Origin of the sequence: uncultured Roseibium sp., assembly GCF_947496995.1 — a bacterium.
Classification (GTDB): Bacteria; Pseudomonadota; Alphaproteobacteria; order Rhizobiales; family Stappiaceae; genus Roseibium.
Window position 1 is genome coordinate 356105 of record NZ_CANMFD010000003.1, and the last position, 21651, is coordinate 377755.

A 21651-nucleotide genomic window follows, 5' to 3' on the forward strand; every position below is an offset into this window, starting at 1 on the left:
GTGTACTTATTTCTTTTCATGATGAGGAGCGATTGAAATCGCACCCTGAACAATATTGACAAGCTCGACTTGTGAATTGACTCCCAACCTTTGCTGCGCAAGCGCGATATGATTTCTTGCGGTGTTGTAGCTAATTCCAAGCAATTCAGAAGAATCTCGCAATGATTTACCTGAAATGATATGCTTTATTATTCTTGCCTGCTGCAACGTCACTCCAGTCATCGACTTGATCAGCAGGGGATCCACGTCGATGACCGAAATGGATGAGGCAACGACAATTCTTTTTCTGAAATAGTCTCTGACAGGATCCGAGCGTTCGTCCTCGCCTGAAAGGTCCGGGATCCTTTCCACGAAATACTGGACGCCGTTGGCGCTCCGCGGAACGCTGGAGCCGGCAGATGCGGTAAACCCGTCGCCATACGGCTCAAGCGGAAGCACGACATCGCTGGACGGATAAATACTGGCCTGCAGCTCGTCCGGAACGACGAGCCGTCCCTCCGAAACATGAAATTCCACTGAGCTTTCAAGTAGCTTTCGTGCAGCCGGATTGCACGTGAGCACATGTCCCTGCCCGTAGATCACCAACGCCGGGTATTTGATGAACTTGATCCAGTACTCGGCACTCACCAGATCGATCTTTCCCCGCCCGTAGACCAGTTCCTCCCCGTAGGTCCGGAAGCCGCCCGCCACATCCTCGAAATAGGCGACAACCCCCTGGAACAGGGATTCCGAAAACCCGCAGGGGACATGAGCCGCCAGATAGAGACGCAAGCCATTTCCGAGGTCTACCGTGAGAACGGCGGCCCGGTCGGTTTCCAGGATCGATTTCGAATTCGAGTTGGAGGACTTGAGGCTTGTGCACTGCAGCACGGATGAGTCGTAATATACGGGAATACAGGCATCGCCGCGGAAGCTCGAGAACGTCGCGATTTCCTGCGCGATAAGATCATCCGCTTCCCAGCGGCGCCCGCTATCGTCGAAAGTAAAAGAAACTTCGACGTTGTTATTGTCGACATCCAAAACAAAAACGCTGAATACCAGGTATTCAAACCGTTGAGCCAACGTGAAGGGAAAATCCCAGCCGCTGCGGGAGCGCCGCTCATTGAAATACCGACCGAAGCTGAAATCTTCAGTAAAGCTGCTAGCACCGAAATACATTACGACGCTTCTCCATACATATACTGAGCGAATGGCTTCACGTTAAATTATTATTGAATAAGTCCAGAAACATTATCTGGGAGCAACAAGCCAAACACTGAATTAGCAAGCCGTTTAATAATCTGTTAGGAAATTTATAGATCAGAATTGCAGAAATTACTTTAGTACCGTTGCACCAATTTTGAGAGCCGTTACAGTCATGGTTAACTAGGTAAATTTACCTAGTGTAATTTATCAGCATATATATTTATGGATTAATGCATGCGTAGTTCACGGCCCGCAGGCCCCAATTTGCGCGAAAAATACCAACACACCCAGCACTACATGCTATGGTTGATTAACTTCCCGGCGAAATATATAGTAAAAAATTCAAATAAATACGTAATATATATAAATATATTATGATAAAAGATAAATTAACTTAATAAGAGCTTTAAAGCACAACAAGAGACGATTGACTTATTTAAAATAGATTGTACTGATGAATTCATAACTCCTGCGTGTTTTTTAGGCAAATCCGAATAAAATTGTTGCAGTGAGCATTTTTTGCGTCGCAGCAACGAATATTTTAGGCATGAAAATTTCGTATTTTGTGCAAGCTACTTCCATTTACATGGTTGTATCGAAGCTGATTGACGCACACGCGACCTCAAATGGCTCTTCAACGATGAATTTACGCAACCGAATTGAAAGAAAATCTCCATATCGCAGCGCAATATGAGAGCGATCTGAAGCCGGAAAAGCCAGGCATCTGCCATCGAGCTGTCAGGCCCATAGGAGCCGGCGCCTCTTCTCTGCCCCTAACCAGGTGAGGATAAACGGACTTTCCTGTCTGCTTTTCACCAGATACACCCCTGTAGGTGAAGTTTTTGAAATCCGTAATCCGAAGGTCCCCGATGTCCGGTCAAAAGTCTGTCCAACTTGTTATCTTCGACTGCGACGGTGTCCTGATCGACAGCGAAGTGATCAGCGCGCGCATGCTGGTTGCAGAGCTTGCCAAACGCGACGTGCACATCACCATGGATTACGTCGCCCACCATTTCCTTGGCCGCAGCTACCCTGTTGTCCTGCAACAGATCCGCAAGGAATTCGGGATCGACCTGCCTCCGGAATTCGAGACACATTATCGCGCAACCCTGCTCAGCGCCTTCGAGAAAGATCTGAAACCGATCTCCGGAGTGCGCGCAGTGATCGAGCAACTGAAACCGGACTATTGCCTTGCGACCAGCTCCAGCCCGCCAAGACTGGCGAAGTCGCTGGAAATTACCGGGCTGAAGGATCTGTTTACAGACCGCACGACAACGGCCACCGAGGTCGTGCACGGCAAGCCCGCCCCGGACCTGTTCCTGCTGGCGGCGCAAAAGCGGGGGATTGATCCGGCAAACTGCCTGGTCATCGAGGACAGCGAAAACGGCGTAAAGGCAGGTCTTGCCGCCGGCATGCAGGTCTGGCGGTTTATCGGCGGTTCACACCTGAAAAACCTCGTGAATAGCGAAGACGTTTCCGTCGGAGCCGCACACGTATTTACTTCTTTCGAGGACTTCTATCGGCTCAGGCCGGATTTGCAGCTGGCCGTTTGACCTTACGGCTAGCGGATTTGATCGCTCACCGGGTGTATCCGGCACACTGATCGGTTGAAACTGGCAGAATTCTTACGCTACGTTAAATTAAGTCGGATACAGTACTCCGGACCGAACCGGAAGGTGTCCCGCAAATGCGGTCAAGAGTGTCGATAAATACAGTCGTTCCGTTGGCCGTGGCGTTGACGGTGTTCGGGATCGGCGGCATCGCCGTCTGGCTGATCGCCGCCGCGCAGCTGCACACCGTCCTGAGCGATCAGAAGAATTACGTCGTTCAGAAGATCAACCAGGAATTCAGTCATCGCGACGAGCTGCTGCAGGTCTTCGCGGACCGCGCAAAGCAGGGTTGCTCAGACACGTTGCAGCAGGAAATGCGCCGGGCCCTCTTTAATCACGAAGCCATCCGCGACATTGCCATTCTCGACGATGATACGAACGAGATCCGCTGTACCGCCCTGCTCGGCGTTCTGGAACGACCCGCGCGGCTGCGGCCCGAGGCACGGATGCCGACCCCAAGGGAAGGAAGGTTCGTCTGGCTTGACCCGAAGGGCCTGAACTATCCCGGCTCGACGAGTGTCGTGCTGTTCCGCGAAGGTCCGCTTGCGATCGTCAGCTATCCGACATGGCCGGACGGTCTTCCGGACCACCGCGACTGGGAAATTACCGCAACCGCTCCCGACAGAGGGGCGAAAGTGACGGTCCTCGGCCAGCCCGGGATCTCGGCCGACTACCAATGGTCGAGATGGAATCCCTTCGTGTCGCTCCTCCACCTTCGTACCTGCGAACTCGAGAACGGCATCATCTGTCTCTACATGAAAGCGGGACTGGGCGAACTGGTCACCAGCGAATGGCCCCTTCTGGTTACGGGCAATCTGGTCAATGGCGCCCTGGCCGTCCTCTTTTTTCTCCAGCTGCGCACCCATCTGCAGCACCGCAATTCCGTCGGCGGACGAATCCGGCGCGCGATCCGCTCTGGCGGCGCCCAGATCCGTTGCGTCTACCAGCCGATCATCGACCTGCGCTCGGACCGGGTTTCCGGATGTGAGGTTCTGGCTCGCTACGAGGACGAGTACGGCCCGCTTTCGCCGTCTCAATTCATTCCGGAAATCGAGCGGCAGCAACTGACCTGGGCCTTCACGGAGATAGTGCTCTCCCGCGCGATCGAGGACCTGGGGCCGATCCTGGACAGGCATCCGGAGCTGAATGTCTCGGTGAATTTCTTTCCCGGCGATCTCGACGACAGTCATGTGGAGCGGCTCAGCACGAACCAATCGCTGCGCCGGGCGGCCCGCAGCAAATTCCGACTGTGCTTCGAAATCCTGGAAACGGGCATACTCTCGGCGGACCACATGCTGAAAGTCCAGAGTTTCCTGGACCGGTGCGGTTTCCTGATCGCTATCGACGATTTCGGAACCGGCTATTCCAACATCTCACAGGTCAGGGACAGCCGCGTCGACCTCATCAAGATCGATCGGTCCTTTGTCCAGGAACTCGACCGGAAATTGCCGGCCATGCGCGCCTCTCTCGTCGGCCCGATGGTCGAGATCGCCCGCTCGATTGATGTCGATGTCGTCGCCGAAGGCATCGAGACGGAGAGCCAGCTGTCGCAGATCAAGGACTTGAAGGTACGTTTCGGTCAGGGCTTCTTGCTCTCGAGGCCGCTGGAAATCGACGCCTTCAGAACCTTCGTACAAACAGACCGGAACAACGCGCCCCGGACAGTCGTCAGTCTGAAGCGCGTGTAAGCCCGCAAGCGCGTACCGCTCCGCGGAATATGTTGGCGGCGCGCGCCGTTTCCCTGATGAATTGCGTGGACGCCGCTACGGAAGCCACGCAAGTATTTGCAAATTTCAGGGAATTCCATCAGCTTGTGCCAAATTCAAGACTGGGTGACGGCTGATATGAAACTCAAAAGCACTGCCGAGACCTCTCGTCTCGATGACGCTGCCCGCGCGGGCTGGCTGTATTATGTTGCCGGCAACACACAGGATGAAATCGCCCGCAAACTGGGCGTGTCCCGGCAGTCCGCGCAGCGTCTGGTTTCCCTTGCGGTCAGCGAACGGCTGGTCAAGGTGCGGCTCGACCATCCCATTGCCCGGTGCATGGAACTCAGCGCGCGGATGATCGAACGTTTCGGACTGCAAAGCTGCGAAGTCGTTCCCAGCGACCCGGACGCACCATCCTCACCGGTTGGTATCGCCCAGGCAGCCGCCGCCGAAATGGAACGCCATTTCAGTTCCCAGAAGCCCAAGATCATCGCCTTCGGAACCGGCCGGACCCTCAGGGCATCGGTCGACCAGATCCCCTCCATGGACTGCCCGCAACACCGCGTCGTCTCCCTGCTGGGCAACATGATGTCGGACGGCTCGGCTTCGGCCTACAACGTCATCATCCGCCTGGCCGACCGGATCAACGCCCGGCACTATCCGATGCCGTTGCCCGTCTTCGCCAGATCCCGCGAAGAGCTGCACCTGCTGCACAACCAGGAAGCGGTTCACAGCATACTGGATCTCATCCGCCAGGCGGACGCGACATTTGTCGGCATCGGCAACCTGGGGCCGACAGCCCCGCTCGCAGTTGACGGCTTCGTCAGCCTCGACGAGATGCGCGCCCTGGAAAGGGCCGGAGCCATCGGCGAAATAACCAGCTGGGTCTATGACAGCAGGGGAGAACTGATCAACGGCCTCACCAACGACCTTGTGGCAAGTGCCCCCCTTGTCTCCAACGGAGAAAAACCGGTCTATGGAGTCGCCGCCGGCGAGATCAAGGTACCGGCAATTCTGGGTGCGCTCGCAGGCGGGTTCGTCAACTGCCTGATCACAAATGAGATCACTTCTGAGCAATTGCTCAAGTTCTGAGCATTTTCCCGCATAAGTTAAAATATTGAAATAAAAAGGCTTTTTGCATCGCAGCAAAAGGTCTTTTGCTTTTTGGCCGATTCGTTCCTTGACTCGCGACAGAATTTGCTGTGATTATTTGCTCGCAAGAATGGCAAATGCCCAATCTCGCTTGGGAGGAAAATTATGATATTTCATACCCGTGCGCTGCTCGGCGCATGTGCGGTCGCAGCACTGTGTGTACCGGCGACAGCAGAAACACTCACCATCGCAACCGTGAACAACGGCGACATGATCCGCATGCAGGGTCTGACGCAGGATTTCACCGACAAGACCGGCCACGAAGTCGAGTGGGTCACGCTTGAGGAAAACGTTCTTCGTCAGCGTGTTACCCAGGACATCGCCGCAAAGGGCGGCCAGTTCGACATCATGACCATCGGCATGTACGAAACGCCGATCTGGGGCAAGCAGGACTGGCTGGTCGCACTCGACGATCTGCCGGACAGCTATGACGCCGATGACATCCTGCCCGCCATGCGCGGCGGCCTGTCTCTCGACGGCAAGCTCTATGCGGCGCCGTTCTACGGCGAAAGCTCCATGATCATGTATCGCACGGATCTGATGGAGAAGGCCGGGCTCGAAATGCCCGACGCGCCGACCTGGGAATTCGTTGCCGACGCGGCTCGCAAGATGACCGACAAGGACAACGAGATCTACGGCATCTGCCTTCGCGGCAAGGCCGGCTGGGGCGAGAACATGGCGTTCCTGACCGCAACCGGCAACGCCTTCGGTGCCCGCTGGTTCGACATGGACTGGAAGCCCCAGTTCGACAGCCCGCAGTGGAAGGAAACCCTTTCTTTCTACATCGACCTACTGAACGAAGCAGGCCCTCCGGGCGCTTCGACCAACGGCTTCAACGAAAACCTGTCGCTGTTCCAGCAGGGCAAGTGCGGCATGTGGATCGACGCCACCGTCGCGGCGTCCTTCGTGACCAACCCGGACGATTCCACGGTTGCCGACAAGGTCGGATTTGCCCTGGCACCGGACACAGGTCTTGGCAAGCGCGGCAACTGGCTCTGGGCATGGGCGCTCGCCATTCCGGCTGGCACCCAGAAGGAAGCCGCTGCCAAGCAGTTCATCGAATGGGCGACCTCCAAGGAATATCTTGAGCTTGTTGCTTCCAAGGAAGGCTGGGCGAACGTTCCCCCGGGAACACGGACTTCTCTTTACGAGAACCCGGAATACGCCAAGGTTCCATTCGCCAAGATGACCCTGGACAGCATCAACTCGGCTGATCCGACCAACCCGACTGTCGACCCGGTTCCCTATATCGGCGTGCAGTTCGTGGCGATCCCCGAGTTCGCCGGCATCGCAACCCAGGTCGGTCAGGAATTCTCCGCCGCTCTGGCCGGTCAGCAGACCGTCGACGAAGCCCTGGCAAAGGCCCAGACTCTGACGGCCGAAGAAATGGAAGCCGCTGGCTACTAGGGAATTCCTCCCTCACTTGGGAGGGCGGGTCGAGACCTGCCCTCTCTTTCTTCTCTGTAAAGTTTTCACCCATCAGTGACGGCAGAACCCGTCGTCAGATCAGGTGTGACCCATGGCAACCCAGCATTCCCGATCCGCCGCCCGCATCATGATGGCGCCTGCCGTTGTTCTGCTGCTCGGCTGGATGCTCATCCCGCTCACGATGACCCTCTACTTCTCCTTCAAGAAGTTCCTGCCGCTGCGCGGCGGCGACCTTGGATGGGTCGGGTTTGACAACTACGTCCGCTTCGTCTCCTCCAGCGCCTTCTGGCCCAGCGTTCAGACAACGCTCATCATTGTCGGTGGTGTGCTCCTGATCACCGTAATGCTCGGTGTGCTGCTGGCCATCCTGCTGGATCAGCCGCTCTGGGGACAGGGCATCGTGCGAATTCTGGTGATCGCCCCCTTCTTCGTCATGCCGACGGTTTCCGCGCTGGTCTGGAAAAACATGTTCATGGATCCCGTGAACGGTCTTTTCGCCCATCTCTGGAAATTCTTCGGTGCGCAACCGGTGGAATGGCTGAGCGACGCCCCTCTTTTCTCGATCATTCTGATCGTATCCTGGCAGTGGCTGCCTTTCGCGACACTGATCCTTCTGACGGCAATCCAGTCCCTCGACAGCGAGCAGCTGGAAGCCTCCGAAATGGACGGCGCGCCGCCCCTTGCCCGCTTCGGCTTTATCATTTTGCCGCATCTGTCTCGTGCCATCACGATCGTGGTGCTGATCCAGACGATCTTCCTGCTGGCGGTCTTCGCCGAAATATTCGTGACCACGCAGGGGTCCTTCGGCACCCGGACACTGACCTACCTGATTTTCCAGCGCGTTCTGGAGAGCCAGAATGTCGGACTTGGGTCCGCAGGTGGTGTGTACGCAATCATACTTGCCAACATTGTCGCGATCTTCCTGATGCGCATTGTCGGCAAAAATCTGGACTCGTGAGGAGGAGAGACGATGGCACGCGCAGTCACCAATCGCCGCAAGGCTCTCAACACGCTCGTCGCGTGGAGTGTCGGCCTGCTGATATTCTTTCCCATTCTCTGGACGATCCTGACCAGTTTCAAGACCGAAGCCCAGGCGATCAACGACCCGCCGCTCTTCCTCTTCTTTGACTGGACCCTCGAAAACTACGCCGTCGTCCAGGAACGGTCGGACTACATGCGGTTCCTCTGGAACTCGGTGATCATTGCCGGCGGCTCCACCGTCATAGGCATCATCATCGCGGTGCCCGCGGCCTGGTCGATGGCCTTCGTGCCTTCAAAACGCACCAAGGACATTCTGCTGTGGATGCTGTCGACAAAAATGCTGCCGGCCGTCGGTGTTCTCTACCCGATCTACCTGCTCTTCATCGAGCTTGGGCTGCTCGACACCCGTATCGGCCTGACCATCGTCCTCATGCTGATCAACCTGCCGATCATCGTCTGGATGCTCTACACCTACTTCAAGGAGATTCCGGGCGAAATTCTGGAGGCCGCCCGCATGGACGGGGCCGCGCTGAAGGAAGAGATCCTCTACATCCTCACGCCAATGGCCGTGCCCGGCATCGCTTCCACCTTGCTGCTGAACATCATCCTGGCCTGGAACGAGGCATTTTGGACCTTGAACCTGACCGCGGCGAAAGCCGCTCCCCTGACAGCATTCATTGCCAGCTATTCCAGCCCGGAAGGTCTGTTTTACGCCAAGCTGAGCGCCGCCTCCACCATGGCGATCGCCCCCATTCTCATTCTCGGCTGGTTCAGCCAGAAACAGCTTGTACGTGGCCTGACCTTCGGCGCGGTCAAATAGGAGCCTGATCATGGGTCAGATAACCCTCAACCAGATTACCAAGAATTTCGGCGACGTTCAGGTCATCCCGCCTCTGGATCTACGCATCGACGACGGTGAGTTCGTTGTCTTCGTCGGGCCGTCCGGCTGCGGCAAGTCCACACTGCTGCGCCTGATCGCGGGACTGGAGGATGTGACCAGCGGTGACATCACCATCGACGGCAGGAATGCCACGGAGGTTCCCCCGGCCAAACGCGGCCTTGCCATGGTGTTTCAGTCCTACGCGCTTTACCCGCACATGTCGGTGCGCAAGAACATCGCCTTCCCGCTGCGCATGGCCGGTCTCGACAAGGAGGCCCAGAACGCCAAGGTGGATGCGGCCGCCAAAGTGCTGAACCTGACCGATTACCTCGACCGCCGTCCCGGCCAACTTTCCGGTGGCCAGCGCCAGCGTGTCGCCATCGGCCGGGCCATCGTGCGCGAACCGGCCGCCTTCCTGTTCGACGAACCATTGTCGAACCTGGATGCGGCGCTGCGCGTCAACATGCGCCTGGAAATCTCCGAACTGCACCAGACGCTCAAGACCACCATGATCTACGTGACGCACGACCAGGTCGAAGCCATGACCATGGCCGACAAGATCGTCGTGCTGCAGGCAGGCCTGATCGAGCAGGTCGGCTCGCCGCTCGACCTCTATCACGCACCGCGCAACAAGTTCGTCGCCGGCTTCATCGGCTCGCCGAAGATGAACTTCCTTACAGGCCAATACGCCTCCGGATATGACGCCACGACCATCGGCATCCGGCCGGAGCACATTGCGGTCTCCTCCAGTGAGGGAGCCTGGTCCGGCAGGGTCGGGGTCTCCGAACATCTCGGGTCCGACACGTTTCTCTATGTCGATATCGACGGCGTCGACGAACCGATCACGGTCCGCTCGACCGGGGAGATCGGCGTGCGTCACGGAGACAACGTCTATCTCACCCCGGATGCCAGCAAGATCCACCGCTTCGACAAGCAGGATCTCAGAATTCCATGAGACTGGAAGGAAAATCCGCGCTGATCACCGGTGCAGCCAGAGGTATCGGCAAGGCCTTTGCCCGGCGCTACGTCCAGGAAGGCGCCAGCGTGGCGATCGGCGACATCAACATGGCCGGCGCTGAAGCTGCCGCAGCCGAGATCGGCCCGGGTGCCTGGGCCGTGGAGCTTGACGTCACCAGCCAGTCCTCCATTGACGCAGCCATTGCGGCGATTGAGGCAAAAACCGGCGGCATCGACATTCTGATCAACAATGCCGCCCTGTTCGACCTGGCACCGATCGCGGATATCACCAGAGACAGCTATCAGCGACTGTTCGACATCAATGTCGGCGGGACGCTGTTCATGATGCAGGCGGCCGCAAAGTCCATGATCAGTCGTGGAAAAGGCGGCAAGATCATCAACATGGCCAGCCAGGCAGGCCGGCGCGGCGAAGCCCTCGTCGGCGTCTATTGCGCCACCAAGGCGGCCGTTATCAGCCTGACCCAGTCCGCCGGGCTGGATCTGATCCGTCACGGCATCAACGTCAACGCCATCGCACCGGGTGTCGTGGACGGCGAGCACTGGGACGGGGTCGACGCGCTTTTTGCCCGATACGAGGGTCTGCAACCCGGAGAGAAAAAGGCCGCTGTCGGTTCCGCCGTGCCCTACGGCCGGATGGCGACCGCAGACGACCTGACGGGCATGGCCGTATTTCTGGCGTCAGGCGAAGCCGATTACATTCTGGCGCAAACCTACAACGTCGACGGCGGCAACTGGATGAGCTGACCAATGACCCAAAAACTAGACAAGACTGTGCTCAATTCACTCCCCGATACCATCAGCAGACCCGCATATGACCGTGCGGCCCTGTCGCCCGGCATCGTGCATATCGGTGTCGGCAACTTTCACCGCGCTCATCAGGCCATCTATCTGGACCGGCTGTTCACGCTCGGCGAGGGACACGACTGGGCGATTGTCGGTGCGGGACTGAAGCCCTATGACGCGGCCATGCGGGAGCGGCTTGTGTCCCAGGACTGGCTCACCACCGTGGTCGAACTCGACCCGAACGGACTGAGCGCGCAGATTTGCGGTTCGATGATCGACTTCATCGACGTCGATCCCTCGGCATTGCTGCACAGGCTGATCGAACCCGGCATCCGCATCGTTTCGATGACCATCACCGAAGGTGGATATTACGTCGATCCGAATACCGGCGGCTTCGACGCCGATCATCCGGAAATCCAGGCAGATCTGAAAGATCCCGATCATCCCCGAACCGTGTTCGGAGTGCTGGTTGCCGCCCTGATGAAACGCAAGGCCGCGGGCACGGCACCGTTCACCGTCATGTCCTGCGATAACCTTCCCGAGAACGGCCATATGGCAAAGCAGGCGGTTGTCGGCTTCGCCCGCGCCCTCTCCGGCGAGACGGCCGACTGGATCGCGGAAAACGTCGCCTTCCCCAATGGCATGGTCGATTGCATCACCCCGGCAACCGGGGACCGGGAACGCAATCTCGTGCGCGACACCTTCGGCATCGAGGATGCAGCTCCGGTTGTCTGCGAGCCCTTCCGGCAATGGGTTCTGGAGGACCACTTCCCCACCGGACGCCCTGCGCTCGAAAAGGTCGGCGTCGAATTCGTCAGGGACGTGGCGCCCTACGAACTGATGAAATTGCGCATCCTCAATGGCGGCCATGCGGCCATCGCCTACGCGAGCGCGCTTTTGGGCCATTATTTCGTCCACGATGCCATGGCGGATCCGCTGATCCGCGATTTTCTCGGGAAGCTGGAGAAAGACGAGATCCTGCCCACCGTTCCGGAAATTCCGGGAGTGAGCTTTGACAAATATCTGACGACCGTCATGGAGCGCTTCTCCAACCCGGCGGTGGGCGACACCATTCCCCGCCTCTGCCTCGACGGATCGAACCGCCAGCCGAAATTCATCCTGCCCACCATCCAGGACCGGCTCGACAAAGGCCTGCCCGTCGAGGGGCTTGCTCTCGAGACCGCACTCTGGTGCCGCTACTGTCTGGGGACGGATGAAGCCGGGAATGTTATCCAGGTGGAAGACGACAATGCCGACAAGCTGAATACCTGGGCGGAGAGCGTCTTTGGCAAGTCGTCCGGGGAATACGAGATGCCGGACCTGCTCGGCAGTCTGGCCTCCGAACCGGCTTACCTGCAGGCCTTCCGGAATGCCGCACAGAGCATCGCGACGCTCGGTGTCGCGGGCGCGCTGAAGGCATATATCGAAGGTTAGAACCCTTACCGATCACCTGTTTAACGGCAGATCCGACCAGTCCTGACCACGATGCGCAAGTCGTTCCGGGATCGGTGCCGGAGAACTGCGACCATCCGTCTATCGGACTGAACCGCCCCCCGGCACGACGAGCGGGACATCGGACTCCCCGGAGCGCGTAAGCGCCAGCGGAAAATCATAGGCCTCCGACAGGAGATCCGCCTGCATCACCTCATCCCGGCCGCCGAAACTCAGGCGCTTGCCGCCTTTCATGACCAGGATACGATCCGCGAAGGCTGCGGTCAGGTTGAGATCATGCATGACCGCGACCACACCGCCGCCTGCAGCGGCGTATCCGGCCGCCAGTTGCATGATCTGGTACTGGTGCTTGATGTCGAGGCTGGAGACCGGTTCATCCAGAAACAACCAGCGCGGATTGCCATCGTCCGCCACCGGTTCCCAGACCTGGCAGAGCACCCGGGCAAGCTGCACCCGTTGCTGCTCGCCGCCTGAAAGTTCCTGGTAGCTGCGCCCCTCGAACCCGTGCAGCCCGACCTTCGCCAGCGCATCCCTGATCCTCCGGGCGCGACCGTCCCTTCCCTGCCGTCTGTCGATCACGCCCAGACCGACGACTTCGGAAACGTTGAGCGGAAACGATATCTGGCTCGCTTGCGGCAGGACCCCGCGCATTTGCGCCAGATATTCCGCCGAGAGCTTACCGGTCTCCATTCCCGCCAGCCGGATAGAACCGGAATAGCTCAACTCACCGGTCATCGCCTTCAGCAGCGTTGTCTTGCCAGACCCGCTTGGCCCGATGATCGCCACGAACTCCCCCGCATGGGCATGAAAGGAGACGTCCTGAACGATCTGCACGCGGCCGATGGAAACGCTGGCGCGCTCAACGTGAAGTTCGGATGAGGACGGGTCCTCCGCGAGCTTGAACTGGTGCAACTCGAACTCCTGTCAAAGACCGGTAAGGCCGCGTTTGCGCAGCAGGATCCAGAGAAAGAACGGCGCACCGGCAAAGGCGGTGATGATGCCGATCGGAAGTTCGGCTGGAGCGACAATGGTGCGGGCGAGCGTATCGGCGGCGATCAGGAGAATTGCCCCCAGAAGCGCCGACGCGGGAAGAAGATACTTGTGATCGGGCCCGATGGTCAGCCGCAGCAGATGTGGCACGACGATACCGACAAAGCCGATTCCGCCGCTGACGGCAACCGAAGCACCGGTCGCCGCCGCGACCAGCAGGATGCTGATGTTCTTCAGACGCTGCACGCGGATGCCGATATGGGAGGCAGCGGCCTCTCCGAGGGTCAGCCCGTTCAGCCCTCTTGCCAGGAACGGCACGCTGACCAGCATGACCCCGATGATGGGGGCCGCCGAGGCCACCTTTTCCCAGTTGGATCCGGCAAGCGACCCCAGCCCCCAGAACTGCAGGTCTCTCAGTTGCTGGTCATCGGCGGCATAGACCAGAAGACCGGTCATTGCCCCTGTGAGGGCGCCCAGCGCGATACCCGCAAGCAAAAGCGTCGCAACAGACGTGATGCCGCCCCGTGTGCCGATGCGGTAAAGCAGCAGCGTCGTGATCAGACCCCCGATGAAGGCAGCCAGCGGCACGGCATAGATTCCGAGGATCGCCATCACAGAAGCCAGCGCCGTATTGCCCAGCACGATGAAGAGCGCCGCTCCGAGACCGGCTCCGGCCGAAACCCCGACAATGCCGGGGTCGGCGAGCGGATTGCGGAACAGGCCCTGCATGACAGCACCGGCGACCGCAAGCGCGGCCCCGACCAGCGCCCCGAGCACCACGCGCGGCAGACGGATTTCCGTGACGACGATCCAGTCACGCGCCGAAACTCCCTCCGGCGCGCCGGCGCTTGCCGCCAGAACGCGCCCCGGCATGTGCGGCAGGAGTTCAAGCACGGGAATGGCGATCGGACCGATTGCCAGACTGACGAGCATCGTCAACCCGGCGACAACAGCCAGAAGCACCAGCGCGGCGCGGGCAAGGGGTTCACGGTTGCCACCCGACGAGACAAACCGCCGGGCGAACAGATCAGGGAGCGCTATGCCGGTCATCCTGTCGGTCAGTTCCGGATGCTTGACAGTTCCACGGCCAGATCCCTGACCGCATCGGCGGTTCTGGGGCCGAAGCCAAGCAGATACTGACCGCCCATCTTGATGAGCCGGTTGTTGATACCCGCCGGTGTCTGCGCCAAGGCCGGATGGCTGAACAGCTCGTTGGCGCTGGCACCATGATCGCCGCCCCGAGACATCATCAGCACCGCATCAGGCGCTGCACTGATGATCGCTTCGTCGCTGAGTTGCTTGTAGCCGGAAAAATCGGCCACGGCATTTTCCGCGCCAGCCAGTTTCAGGATACCGTCGGCAGCCGTGTCGGAGCCGGAGGCCAGAATGCGTCCGCCGTTGGTCGACAGGATGAACAGAACCCGCACGCCGGACGTCTGGTCAGCCGCCTGGGTGCGGGCCGCTTCAAGGTCGGTTTCCAGCTTGACGGCCAGCTCTTCGGCCTTCTCCGGCACGTCCAGCGCCTCGCCGATCGCGCGCACCTTTGTCACGATGCCTTCAGCCGTGAAGGCATTCGGGATGTTTGCAATGGCGACACCGGATTTCTGCAGAAGCTCGACGGTCTCGGGCGGACCGCTGCCGTCCAGCATCAGGATCAGCTCCGGATCGATGGAGAGCACACCCTCCGCCGACAGCGCCCGCATATAGCCGACATCCGGCAATTCCAGTGCGTCCTGCGGATAGATGCTGGTGCTGTCCCGCCCGATCAGACGTTCTTCTTCGCCGAGCGCATAGATCACCTCGGTCACCGAGCCTCCGACTGCGACGACCCGGTTCGCGGGGGGCTGCTGCGTACCTTCGGCGAAAAGCGATTTGGCAGGCGTGACCAGAGCGGCGGCGGTCAGAGCCGTCGCGACGGCAACGCCGTAAAACCTTGAATGAAAGATCTCCCTCATTCCCCTGCCTCCAATGCAACGGCGCGGCCCTGCCTCGGCAGGTTTTCCGCCAGGCTCCGCCAATCGCCGCGCTCGGCATTGCCTTCCCCGCGCACACCGAAAAACTGAATGATTTGCTGGCCGTCGCTGTCAAAGGCCTCGACCGAGGTTACATGGCCGACATCTGCGGGTTTGCGAACCATCCAGACACTGTCGATCTGGTCGGTGCGAAGGTGCAGGTGGAAGGTCGGGTCCATGACGTTGATCCAGGGACCTTTTTCCATGACCGTTTCCACCGCACCGGTGTGAATCTGGATGCAGCCCCGGTTGCCGACGAAACACATCAGCGGAATTCCTTCCGAAGCCGAAAGACGCAAGAGAGCCGTAACCGCCCCCGTATCCAGCGGCCAGGCCCAGTCTTCCCCGACACGTTCGAAGGCGCTGATCCGGTCGAGATCGAGATCCTTGAGCAGCCCGTGGAACTGGTGAGGGTCTTTCATCGCCTGCCAGCGCTCACGAAGTGTCGTTTCGACGCCGTCAGAAGGGGTTTTGCGAGAGAAAGGTTCCGCCGGGGTCACCGTCGGAAGCACGTCCGGGGACTGGTCCTCCAGAACCAGACTGTCGACCAGTTGGTCCCAGGCTGCCATGTCCGTTTCCGGGCGGGCGTGAATTTTCTGGACAGCATCTCCGTGCGCGTCGAAAAACTGCAGCGACCTGCGGACATCCTTGCCGTCCATCTTTTCAACGGCAAAACCATGAACCCAGCTTGCGGGGAACATGCGCAAGTCGATCTGTTCACCCAGCATCAGGGCGGCCCGCTTGCCCTGGACAAACTTTTCAAACGGCCCGATCTTTTCGTGAACGGCGCTTTCGTTGCGGGTCAGCGCCATCACTTCGCCGACCTTTTTCAGACCCGGGAAGAGATCGTCGAACCGTGGCTCGATCCGCCGGGTTCCGTGCCCGACGAAACTTGCCACCAGTTCCGCTTCGCTCACGCCGAGAATTCTCGCCAGATCCCGCTCCCTCATCTTGGGGTTTTGAGCCCGCGCTTCGCGGATGGCGGCAGCTGTCGGTCTGTCTTCGTTGGAAATCTGTTCGGCGCTCATGCGTCTTGCCTTCATTACTATGGTCTGCGTCACCGCTGCCGCCGCTTAGCCCTTGCCGCACCTGTGTACAGATAACCTGCTGGCAACGAACAGCTATTTGGAATTATTCCAAAGAAGGCAGAAACCGCGACGGCTGCGATCTAATACTTGACTCCTATAATCACGTTTCATATTGACTGCAATACCTGAGTCACTGACTCATGTTTATAACGCTGTTTGAGAGGCAGCGATAAAGGACGCGAACAACGCGCATTTTGGAGTAATTTAATGGGGCTCAAAATAACCAGGCACACCCAGCTGATGGGTGGTGTTGCTCTCTGGGTTATGGTTTTCAACGGTGGCGTCGCCGCGCAGGACACAGCGCAGAGTGCGTCGGTAACTCCGCTTCAACGGATCGTGGTCGGCACGGGTGTCGACAAGGTGGCGATCGATACGCCGCAAGCGGTGACCGTGCTGGATCAGGACGCAATCGACGCTCAGCAGGCGCGCACTATCGGGGAACTCTTCAGCGAAATTCCCGGCATCACGCCGATCGGCAGCAACTCGGTGCTCGGCGAAAGCATCAACATTCGCGGCATCGGCGAAGCGCTTTCCGGTGACGAGACCCGGATCATCATTCAGGTCGATGGCGTCAACAAGTTCTACGAACAGTACCGGATGGGCTCGTTCTTCTCCGACCCGGAGCTTTACAAGCAGGTTGAAGTCCTGCGCGGACCGGCCTCCTCCACACTGTACGGGTCAGGCGCCATGGGCGGCGTGGTCACCTTCACGACAAAGGATGCAAGCGACTTCCTCGACCCCGGCGACATGTTCGGTGGACGCCTGAAGACCTCCTGGGATTCCAACGGCAACGGTTGGCTCGGCAGCGCGATCATTGCGGCGGAACCGGTCAAGAACCTCGAACTGCTCGGCAATCTCAACTACCGGCAGTCTCAGGACATCACGGACGGTCAGGGCAACAAGATCGACGACACCGACTTCACCTCGGTCAACGGCCTGATCAAGGCCCGCTATACGTTCGGAGCAAACGAGGATCAGGCGGTCTTCGCCAGCTACGAAAACTGGTCGAGCGACGAAGACAACCAGAACTATGATCAGATCACCTGGGGTCCGGACTTCGGTACCGTCGACCGCACGGTGACCGATCAGACCGCCATCATCGGCTACGAAAATTCGTTTTACGACAATGACCTTCTGGACATGAAAGCCCAGGTCAGCTGGTCGGACACCCGCGTGGAACAGAAGAACCAGGACGAGATCTGCCGCCCAGGTTTCCCCCCCATCTGTTACTACCCGTTCGGTGACAACTCCGAATATTCCTACCAGACCTGGCAGGGCAAGGCCGACAACGTGGCGACCTTCCAGCTTGGTGACACATGGGCAGCCTATCTGACGACGGGTATCGACGCCCAGTACCAGGAACGGCGCAACCCGCGTGATTTCGGCACCTACGTGCAAAGCGGCTCCAATACCCATCCGGAAGGCGAAACCACCAATGTCGGCGGTTACGCCCAGGCCGAACTGGTCTGGAACGACCGTGTCACCCTCATTCCGGGCATGCGTATCGATTACTCCAGTGTTTCGGTCGACAGCTATGTCAACAGCAGTGGCAACACCATCGACCTGAACGAGGACAAGAGCGAGATCGGCTATTCTCCGAAACTCGCAGCGATGATCAAGATGTCCGACTGGTTTGGCGTCTTCGGATCGGTCGCCCACACGGAGCGCCTGCCCTCCCTGGACGAGGTCTTCAGCAACTACACGGTCAATGACGTCAAGAAGGAACTGTCGAACAACTTCGAGGCCGGCGTCACATTGTCCTTCGACGACCTAGCTCTGGAAGGCGACGCTTTCCGTTTGAAGGCAACCGCATTCCGCAACAATGTCACCAACTACTATGCGAGCTACTGGGACGGCACCACTGTCGTGACCGAAGTCATCCCCGAGGCGCGTTATCAGGGTCTGGAACTTGAGGCGTCCTATTGGACGAACAGCGTTTACGGAACCGTCGGCGCGTCTCTGATCCGGGGCGAGAATGTCACCACCGGCGACCATCTCAAAGCCGTACCCGCAGACAGCGCCTTCCTGAAGATCGGCTATGTCTACCGGCCCTGGAACCTGGATTTCGGCTGGAAGGGTGACTTCTTCGCGTCCCAGGATCTGGTCGGCGACAACGAGGAAAAAACCGCCGGTTATGCCTTGCATAACCTTTACGCGGCCTGGAAGCCGACAGAAGGCTACCTCGCCGACAGCGAGTTCCGCTTCAATGTCGACAACGTGTTCGACAAGTCTTTCCGGAACCACCTCAGCGACGACGAAGGCGCTGGCCGCAGCTTCAAGCTGAGCTTCGCCAAGAAGTTCTGACCGCCACCCCGCCGCCCGTCCCCGCGGGCGGCGGGCTCACTGGAGTTTTGCAACGATGGCAGTGCGTATATCGAAACCGGTCCTCAAGGCTCTGTTCGCGGCGACCCTCGGGTTGACCGCAACATCGCCCGTTCAGGCACAGACCGAAGCGCCGGCAATTTCCCTTGAACTCAACAAGGCGGAAGACACCGGCGAAAACTGCCGTCTGTCCTTCGTCATGAGCAACGGCACGGGCGAACGTATCGAGGCGGCCGCCTATGAGCTAGTTCTCTTCTCGCCCGAAGGCGTCATCAGCCAGATGTCCGTGTTCGATTTCGGCGCCCTGCCTCAGGGCAAAACAGTTGTACGACAATTCGAGCTGCCCGGTCTGGGCTGCGCACAAGCGGGAAACCTGCTGATCAACGGCCCGGCCGGTTGCCCGTCGGATCAGCCTCCGGCGCATTGTACAGCGCCCCTGAAGCTCTCCAGCCGTACCGGCCTCACCCTCAGCCAATAGGAACGTATCATGGTGTCTGAAGTCATGGAGCACGTCGCCTCGCTCCTTCAACTCGGCGGCCCGGTGGTAACGGTCATCGCGGGCCTGTCCGTGGTGGCGACCGCGCTGATACTGGTCAAGGTCTTCGAATTCCTGTCCTGCGGCGTCGGCGACAGCAGCAGAGCGGAAAAAACCATCCGCCAGTGGCAGGCCGGGCAGTTGGCCAGAGCGAAAGCCACCCAGGCTCAGCCGAAAAGCGCTGCCGGAAAAGCGGTCGCGACCGCACTTGTCCTTCTCGATATGCGCAAGGAAAAGGCAGAAATCGAGGAGCGTATCGGCGTCCAGGCGGCAGGTGACCTGCATCATTTCTCGAAAGGCGTCCGTGCCCTCGAAGCCATCGCACAGATCGCGCCTCTCATCGGCCTGTTCGGCACGGTCCTCGGCATGATCGAAGCCTTTCAGGCCCTGCAATCGTCCGGAAGCAACGTCGATCCGTCCGCTCTTGCCGGCGGTATCTGGGTCGCGCTGATGACGACCGCTGCCGGACTTGGCGTCGCGATGCCCGTATCGCTGGCCGTCACGTGGCTTGAAGGACGGCTTGAGTCCGAGCGCGTGTGTGTCGAGACGCTGACCTCTTCCCTGCTGCTTCAGAAACTGCCGGAACCACAGGAAGCGTCATCATTCGGGAGCCAGAACCTCTCCTATGCGCGTTGACAGGCCGGTCAGAAAACAGAAGCCTATATCCCTGACGCCGCTTGTCGACGTCATCTTCCTCCTTTTGCTGTTCTTCATGCTGTCTTCCACCTTCACCACCTTCGGCCAGGTGGAGATCGGCGCCCCCGCCGGTGCAGGCGGCAGTGGTGCCGCGCCAAAGGCATTGCTGGTCCTGCAGGACGACAGGCTGCTCCTGAACGGCAGCGAAATCGGATCCGAAAATCTCGAAGATGAAGCGCGCATGCTGGTTGAGCGCGATATCGACAGCCTCCTTGTGCTGGTGCGCGGCAACACAACCACCCAGGAACTGGTGACGGTCGTCAGCCGGCTGAAGGCCATTCCGGAGCTTGGCGTTACGGTTGCCGGCAACGAATGATCAAGGTTCCGCGCAAACAGGCGAAACGGCCGCTGGAGACGACGATCTCGCTGATCAATATCGTCTTCCTGATGCTGATTTTCTTTCTCGTCGCAGGACGGCTGGCGCCGCCGCAGGATCCGGAAGTCACTCTTTCACAAGCCGAGAAGGCAGACCCCTTGCCGCCGCCCGACGCCCTCTACGCGCGGGTCGACGGCACGCTGCATTACCGCGAGCAGCCGATGAGCGCGGAAGAGTACATGTCCCGGCACGTGGCCGCAGAAGAAGCTTCCGATCCGGTTGTCAGGCTCGCCGCCGACGAAAGCCTGAAGGCCGAAGACCTTCTGCGCCATGTCGGCGCTCTTTACCGGGCAGGCGCGGCACGCGTCGTCGTCGTCACCAGGACGCAATCGGAATGAAGACCTTCCGCAAACCCCTGCTCATCGCCCTTGCCGTATCGCTCGCCATTCATCTGATCGCCGTGGCAATGACGCTGCAAAGCCGGCCGGACCTTGAAATCGAAGGCGCCGGCGAAGCACTTGACGCCATGCTCGGCCAGTCACCGTTCCACACGCTTGTCGCCGGCACGACTGCCCAGTCGGAAAGACAGGAGCCTGTGGAGGACCACGAGGTTCAAACGCCTGTCGAACCGGAAAAGGTAACTGCGAAGCCGGTGGAGACCGCCAAGGCTGCCAGGGTCGAACCGCTCGATCCCGTGCAGCAGGCCGAGCCGGTGAAGACAACGACGGTTCAAACGGTAACGGAAGTCCAGCCTGTTGAGACGGCGGCATCCGCAAGTCTGCCGGTTTCGCCAACCTCCACTCTTGCCATACCGGTCACGCCGGAGCTGCAGCCGGAAAGCCCGCTGGCCGTCCAGCAAGTCGAAAAAGCCGAAATTGCTGAAGTCGAAAGCGTCAGGAACCAACAATCACCCGTTCAACCGGCAAAGCCCGTCACAGCAGAAACAGTTCCTGTGAAGGCTGTAACTCCCGAGGCTCCCTCGCCGACGAAAGCGACCGAAGTCGAGAATGAGGAAGTCCTGAAAGCCGAAACCGATGCGCCTGCGCCCCGGTCGAAACCCGAGCCTCCAAAGAAGGTTGCCAAGGCTGAACCGGCCAAGACCAGGCCATCCGCCACAAAAAAGCCGGACAAGCCTCTGCCTCGGGCGGATCAGGCGACCAAAAGCGGCGCGGGCGGACAATCGAACCAAACCACCCAGAAAGGCGGATCGCAGCGCAAGGGGAAGTCGAAAACCGCAGGCAATTCCGATGTCACCAATTACCCCGCCAAGGTCCACCGCAAGATTCTGAGATCCCTGCGCGCGCCAAAGGGTGGCAGGCGCGCCAGGAGCGAGGCGCAGGTCCGTTTCACGGTCAAAAAGAACGGCTCGGTCGGCTCCATCAGCCTGGCCCGTTCCTCCGGTTCCAAACCCTTCGATCAGGCGGTCTTGAAGGCTGTCAGCCGGGCGGCTCCCTTTCCGCCGATCCCCGATGGCGCCGGACGCAGCAGCTGGACGTTTACCCTGCCAGTGGCGATGAAGTGACGTAGGTACAGA

The 21651-nt window shown here is 59.4% G+C and carries 20 protein-coding genes; 15 read left to right on the forward strand and 5 right to left on the reverse strand.

The genetic code is table 11. The annotated features are described in order from the left end of the window. Positions 1-6 precede the first annotated feature (6 nt). Positions 7-1158 (reverse strand): helix-turn-helix transcriptional regulator, encoded by a 1152-nt coding sequence (locus tag Q1B40_RS14485; protein WP_299815933.1) that lies wholly within the window; start codon positions 1156-1158, stop codon positions 7-9. A gap of 896 nt (positions 1159-2054) precedes the next feature. Between Q1B40_RS14485 and Q1B40_RS14490 the strand changes: the two genes are divergently transcribed. The 9 genes from Q1B40_RS14490 to Q1B40_RS14530 all read left to right on the forward strand — a co-directional run bounded on the left by Q1B40_RS14490 (position 2055) and on the right by Q1B40_RS14530 (position 12140). Further along, positions 2055-2738 (forward strand): HAD family phosphatase, encoded by a 684-nt coding sequence (locus Q1B40_RS14490; protein WP_299815936.1) that lies wholly within the window; start codon positions 2055-2057, stop codon positions 2736-2738. A gap of 146 nt (positions 2739-2884) precedes the next feature. Beyond that, entirely contained in the window at positions 2885-4483 is a 1599-nt protein-coding gene (locus Q1B40_RS14495) for an EAL domain-containing protein (protein ID WP_299815939.1), read from the forward strand. 156 nt (positions 4484-4639) lie between these two features. Beyond that, positions 4640-5596 carry a sugar-binding transcriptional regulator gene (locus Q1B40_RS14500; RefSeq protein ID WP_299815942.1) on the forward strand — a complete coding sequence of 319 codons (957 nt, stop codon included), beginning with the start codon at positions 4640-4642 and terminating at the stop codon, positions 5594-5596. Positions 5597-5761: 165 nt separating this feature from the next. Continuing rightward, complete coding sequence (locus Q1B40_RS14505; RefSeq protein ID WP_299815945.1) at positions 5762-7063, forward strand: sugar ABC transporter substrate-binding protein; 1302 nt, start codon at positions 5762-5764, stop codon at positions 7061-7063. Positions 7064-7175: 112 nt separating this feature from the next. Continuing rightward, positions 7176-8042, forward strand: a complete 867-nt coding sequence (locus Q1B40_RS14510; RefSeq protein ID WP_299815948.1) for a carbohydrate ABC transporter permease — start codon at positions 7176-7178, stop codon at positions 8040-8042. A 12-nt stretch (positions 8043-8054) separates the two neighbouring features. Continuing rightward, a complete protein-coding gene (locus tag Q1B40_RS14515) occupies positions 8055-8885 on the forward strand; it encodes a carbohydrate ABC transporter permease (protein ID WP_068405831.1) in 831 nt (276 codons plus the stop codon). A 10-nt stretch (positions 8886-8895) separates the two neighbouring features. After that, positions 8896-9900, forward strand: coding sequence for an ABC transporter ATP-binding protein (locus tag Q1B40_RS14520; RefSeq protein ID WP_299815953.1), 1005 nt, complete (start codon positions 8896-8898; stop codon positions 9898-9900). After that, positions 9897-10667 carry an L-iditol 2-dehydrogenase gene (locus tag Q1B40_RS14525; protein WP_299815956.1) on the forward strand — a complete coding sequence of 257 codons (771 nt, stop codon included), beginning with the start codon at positions 9897-9899 and terminating at the stop codon, positions 10665-10667. Before Q1B40_RS14520 ends, Q1B40_RS14525 begins: the two co-directional genes overlap by 4 nt. A 3-nt stretch (positions 10668-10670) precedes the next feature. After that, a complete protein-coding gene (locus Q1B40_RS14530) occupies positions 10671-12140 on the forward strand; it encodes a mannitol dehydrogenase family protein (protein WP_299815959.1) in 1470 nt (489 codons plus the stop codon). Between the two features lie 99 nt (positions 12141-12239). Here Q1B40_RS14530 and Q1B40_RS14535 read toward each other — a convergent pair whose 3' ends face one another. From Q1B40_RS14535 to Q1B40_RS14550, 4 genes are read right to left on the reverse strand one after another with little or no spacing between them, the layout of a single operon-like run. After that, positions 12240-13070 carry a heme ABC transporter ATP-binding protein gene (locus Q1B40_RS14535; RefSeq protein ID WP_299815962.1) on the reverse strand — a complete coding sequence of 277 codons (831 nt, stop codon included), beginning with the start codon at positions 13068-13070 and terminating at the stop codon, positions 12240-12242. A 12-nt stretch (positions 13071-13082) separates the two neighbouring features. Beyond that, positions 13083-14198: an iron ABC transporter permease gene (locus tag Q1B40_RS14540; protein WP_299815965.1), complete on the reverse strand. Its 1116-nt coding sequence runs from the start codon at positions 14196-14198 to the stop codon at positions 13083-13085. An 8-nt stretch (positions 14199-14206) separates the two neighbouring features. Continuing rightward, on the reverse strand, positions 14207-15103 hold the full coding sequence (locus Q1B40_RS14545) for a hemin ABC transporter substrate-binding protein (RefSeq protein WP_299815968.1): 897 nt from the start codon (positions 15101-15103) through the stop codon (positions 14207-14209). Continuing rightward, on the reverse strand, positions 15100-16188 hold the full coding sequence (locus Q1B40_RS14550) for a ChuX/HutX family heme-like substrate-binding protein (RefSeq protein ID WP_299815971.1): 1089 nt from the start codon (positions 16186-16188) through the stop codon (positions 15100-15102). The genes Q1B40_RS14545 and Q1B40_RS14550 overlap by 4 nt, the downstream gene beginning before the upstream one ends. 267 nt (positions 16189-16455) lie before the next feature. Here Q1B40_RS14550 and Q1B40_RS14555 point away from each other — a divergent pair, with 267 nt between their 5' ends. Genes Q1B40_RS14555 through Q1B40_RS14580 form a run of 6 tightly spaced genes read left to right on the forward strand, consistent with a single transcriptional unit; the run spans position 16456 to position 21639 of the window. Continuing rightward, positions 16456-18552, forward strand: coding sequence for a TonB-dependent receptor (locus Q1B40_RS14555; RefSeq protein WP_299815974.1), 2097 nt, complete (start codon positions 16456-16458; stop codon positions 18550-18552). 55 nt (positions 18553-18607) lie between these two features. Further along, positions 18608-19048 (forward strand): hypothetical protein, encoded by a 441-nt coding sequence (locus Q1B40_RS14560; RefSeq protein WP_299815977.1) that lies wholly within the window; start codon positions 18608-18610, stop codon positions 19046-19048. A gap of 9 nt (positions 19049-19057) precedes the next feature. Beyond that, positions 19058-19741, forward strand: a complete 684-nt coding sequence (locus Q1B40_RS14565) for a MotA/TolQ/ExbB proton channel family protein (protein WP_299815979.1) — start codon at positions 19058-19060, stop codon at positions 19739-19741. Then, on the forward strand, positions 19731-20117 hold the full coding sequence (locus Q1B40_RS14570; RefSeq protein WP_299815981.1) for a biopolymer transporter ExbD: 387 nt from the start codon (positions 19731-19733) through the stop codon (positions 20115-20117). Before Q1B40_RS14565 ends, Q1B40_RS14570 begins: the two co-directional genes overlap by 11 nt. Continuing rightward, entirely contained in the window at positions 20114-20515 is a 402-nt protein-coding gene (locus Q1B40_RS14575; RefSeq protein ID WP_299815983.1) for a biopolymer transporter ExbD, read from the forward strand. The genes Q1B40_RS14570 and Q1B40_RS14575 overlap by 4 nt, the downstream gene beginning before the upstream one ends. After that, positions 20512-21639 carry an energy transducer TonB gene (locus tag Q1B40_RS14580; protein WP_299815985.1) on the forward strand — a complete coding sequence of 376 codons (1128 nt, stop codon included), beginning with the start codon at positions 20512-20514 and terminating at the stop codon, positions 21637-21639. Before Q1B40_RS14575 ends, Q1B40_RS14580 begins: the two co-directional genes overlap by 4 nt. Positions 21640-21651: the final 12 nt, after the last annotated feature.

Coding starts and splice junctions, on each gene's coding strand:
- Q1B40_RS14540 (WP_299815965.1), bottom strand. CDS start 14,198: ATGACCGGCATAGCGCTCCCTGATCTGTTCGCCCGGCGGTTTGTCTCG.
- Q1B40_RS14550 (WP_299815971.1), bottom strand. CDS start 16,188: ATGAGCGCCGAACAGATTTCCAACGAAGACAGACCGACAGCTGCCGCC.
- Q1B40_RS14580 (WP_299815985.1), top strand. CDS start 20,512: ATGAAGACCTTCCGCAAACCCCTGCTCATCGCCCTTGCCGTATCGCTC.
- Q1B40_RS14565 (WP_299815979.1), top strand. CDS start 19,058: ATGGTGTCTGAAGTCATGGAGCACGTCGCCTCGCTCCTTCAACTCGGC.
- Q1B40_RS14575 (WP_299815983.1), top strand. CDS start 20,114: ATGATCAAGGTTCCGCGCAAACAGGCGAAACGGCCGCTGGAGACGACG.
- Q1B40_RS14500 (WP_299815942.1), top strand. CDS start 4,640: ATGAAACTCAAAAGCACTGCCGAGACCTCTCGTCTCGATGACGCTGCC.
- Q1B40_RS14510 (WP_299815948.1), top strand. CDS start 7,176: ATGGCAACCCAGCATTCCCGATCCGCCGCCCGCATCATGATGGCGCCT.
- Q1B40_RS14505 (WP_299815945.1), top strand. CDS start 5,762: ATGATATTTCATACCCGTGCGCTGCTCGGCGCATGTGCGGTCGCAGCA.
- Q1B40_RS14560 (WP_299815977.1), top strand. CDS start 18,608: ATGGCAGTGCGTATATCGAAACCGGTCCTCAAGGCTCTGTTCGCGGCG.
- Q1B40_RS14570 (WP_299815981.1), top strand. CDS start 19,731: ATGCGCGTTGACAGGCCGGTCAGAAAACAGAAGCCTATATCCCTGACG.
- Q1B40_RS14525 (WP_299815956.1), top strand. CDS start 9,897: ATGAGACTGGAAGGAAAATCCGCGCTGATCACCGGTGCAGCCAGAGGT.
- Q1B40_RS14530 (WP_299815959.1), top strand. CDS start 10,671: ATGACCCAAAAACTAGACAAGACTGTGCTCAATTCACTCCCCGATACC.
- Q1B40_RS14490 (WP_299815936.1), top strand. CDS start 2,055: ATGTCCGGTCAAAAGTCTGTCCAACTTGTTATCTTCGACTGCGACGGT.
- Q1B40_RS14555 (WP_299815974.1), top strand. CDS start 16,456: ATGGGGCTCAAAATAACCAGGCACACCCAGCTGATGGGTGGTGTTGCT.
- Q1B40_RS14485 (WP_299815933.1), bottom strand. CDS start 1,158: ATGTATTTCGGTGCTAGCAGCTTTACTGAAGATTTCAGCTTCGGTCGG.
- Q1B40_RS14520 (WP_299815953.1), top strand. CDS start 8,896: ATGGGTCAGATAACCCTCAACCAGATTACCAAGAATTTCGGCGACGTT.
- Q1B40_RS14545 (WP_299815968.1), bottom strand. CDS start 15,103: ATGAGGGAGATCTTTCATTCAAGGTTTTACGGCGTTGCCGTCGCGACG.
- Q1B40_RS14515 (WP_068405831.1), top strand. CDS start 8,055: ATGGCACGCGCAGTCACCAATCGCCGCAAGGCTCTCAACACGCTCGTC.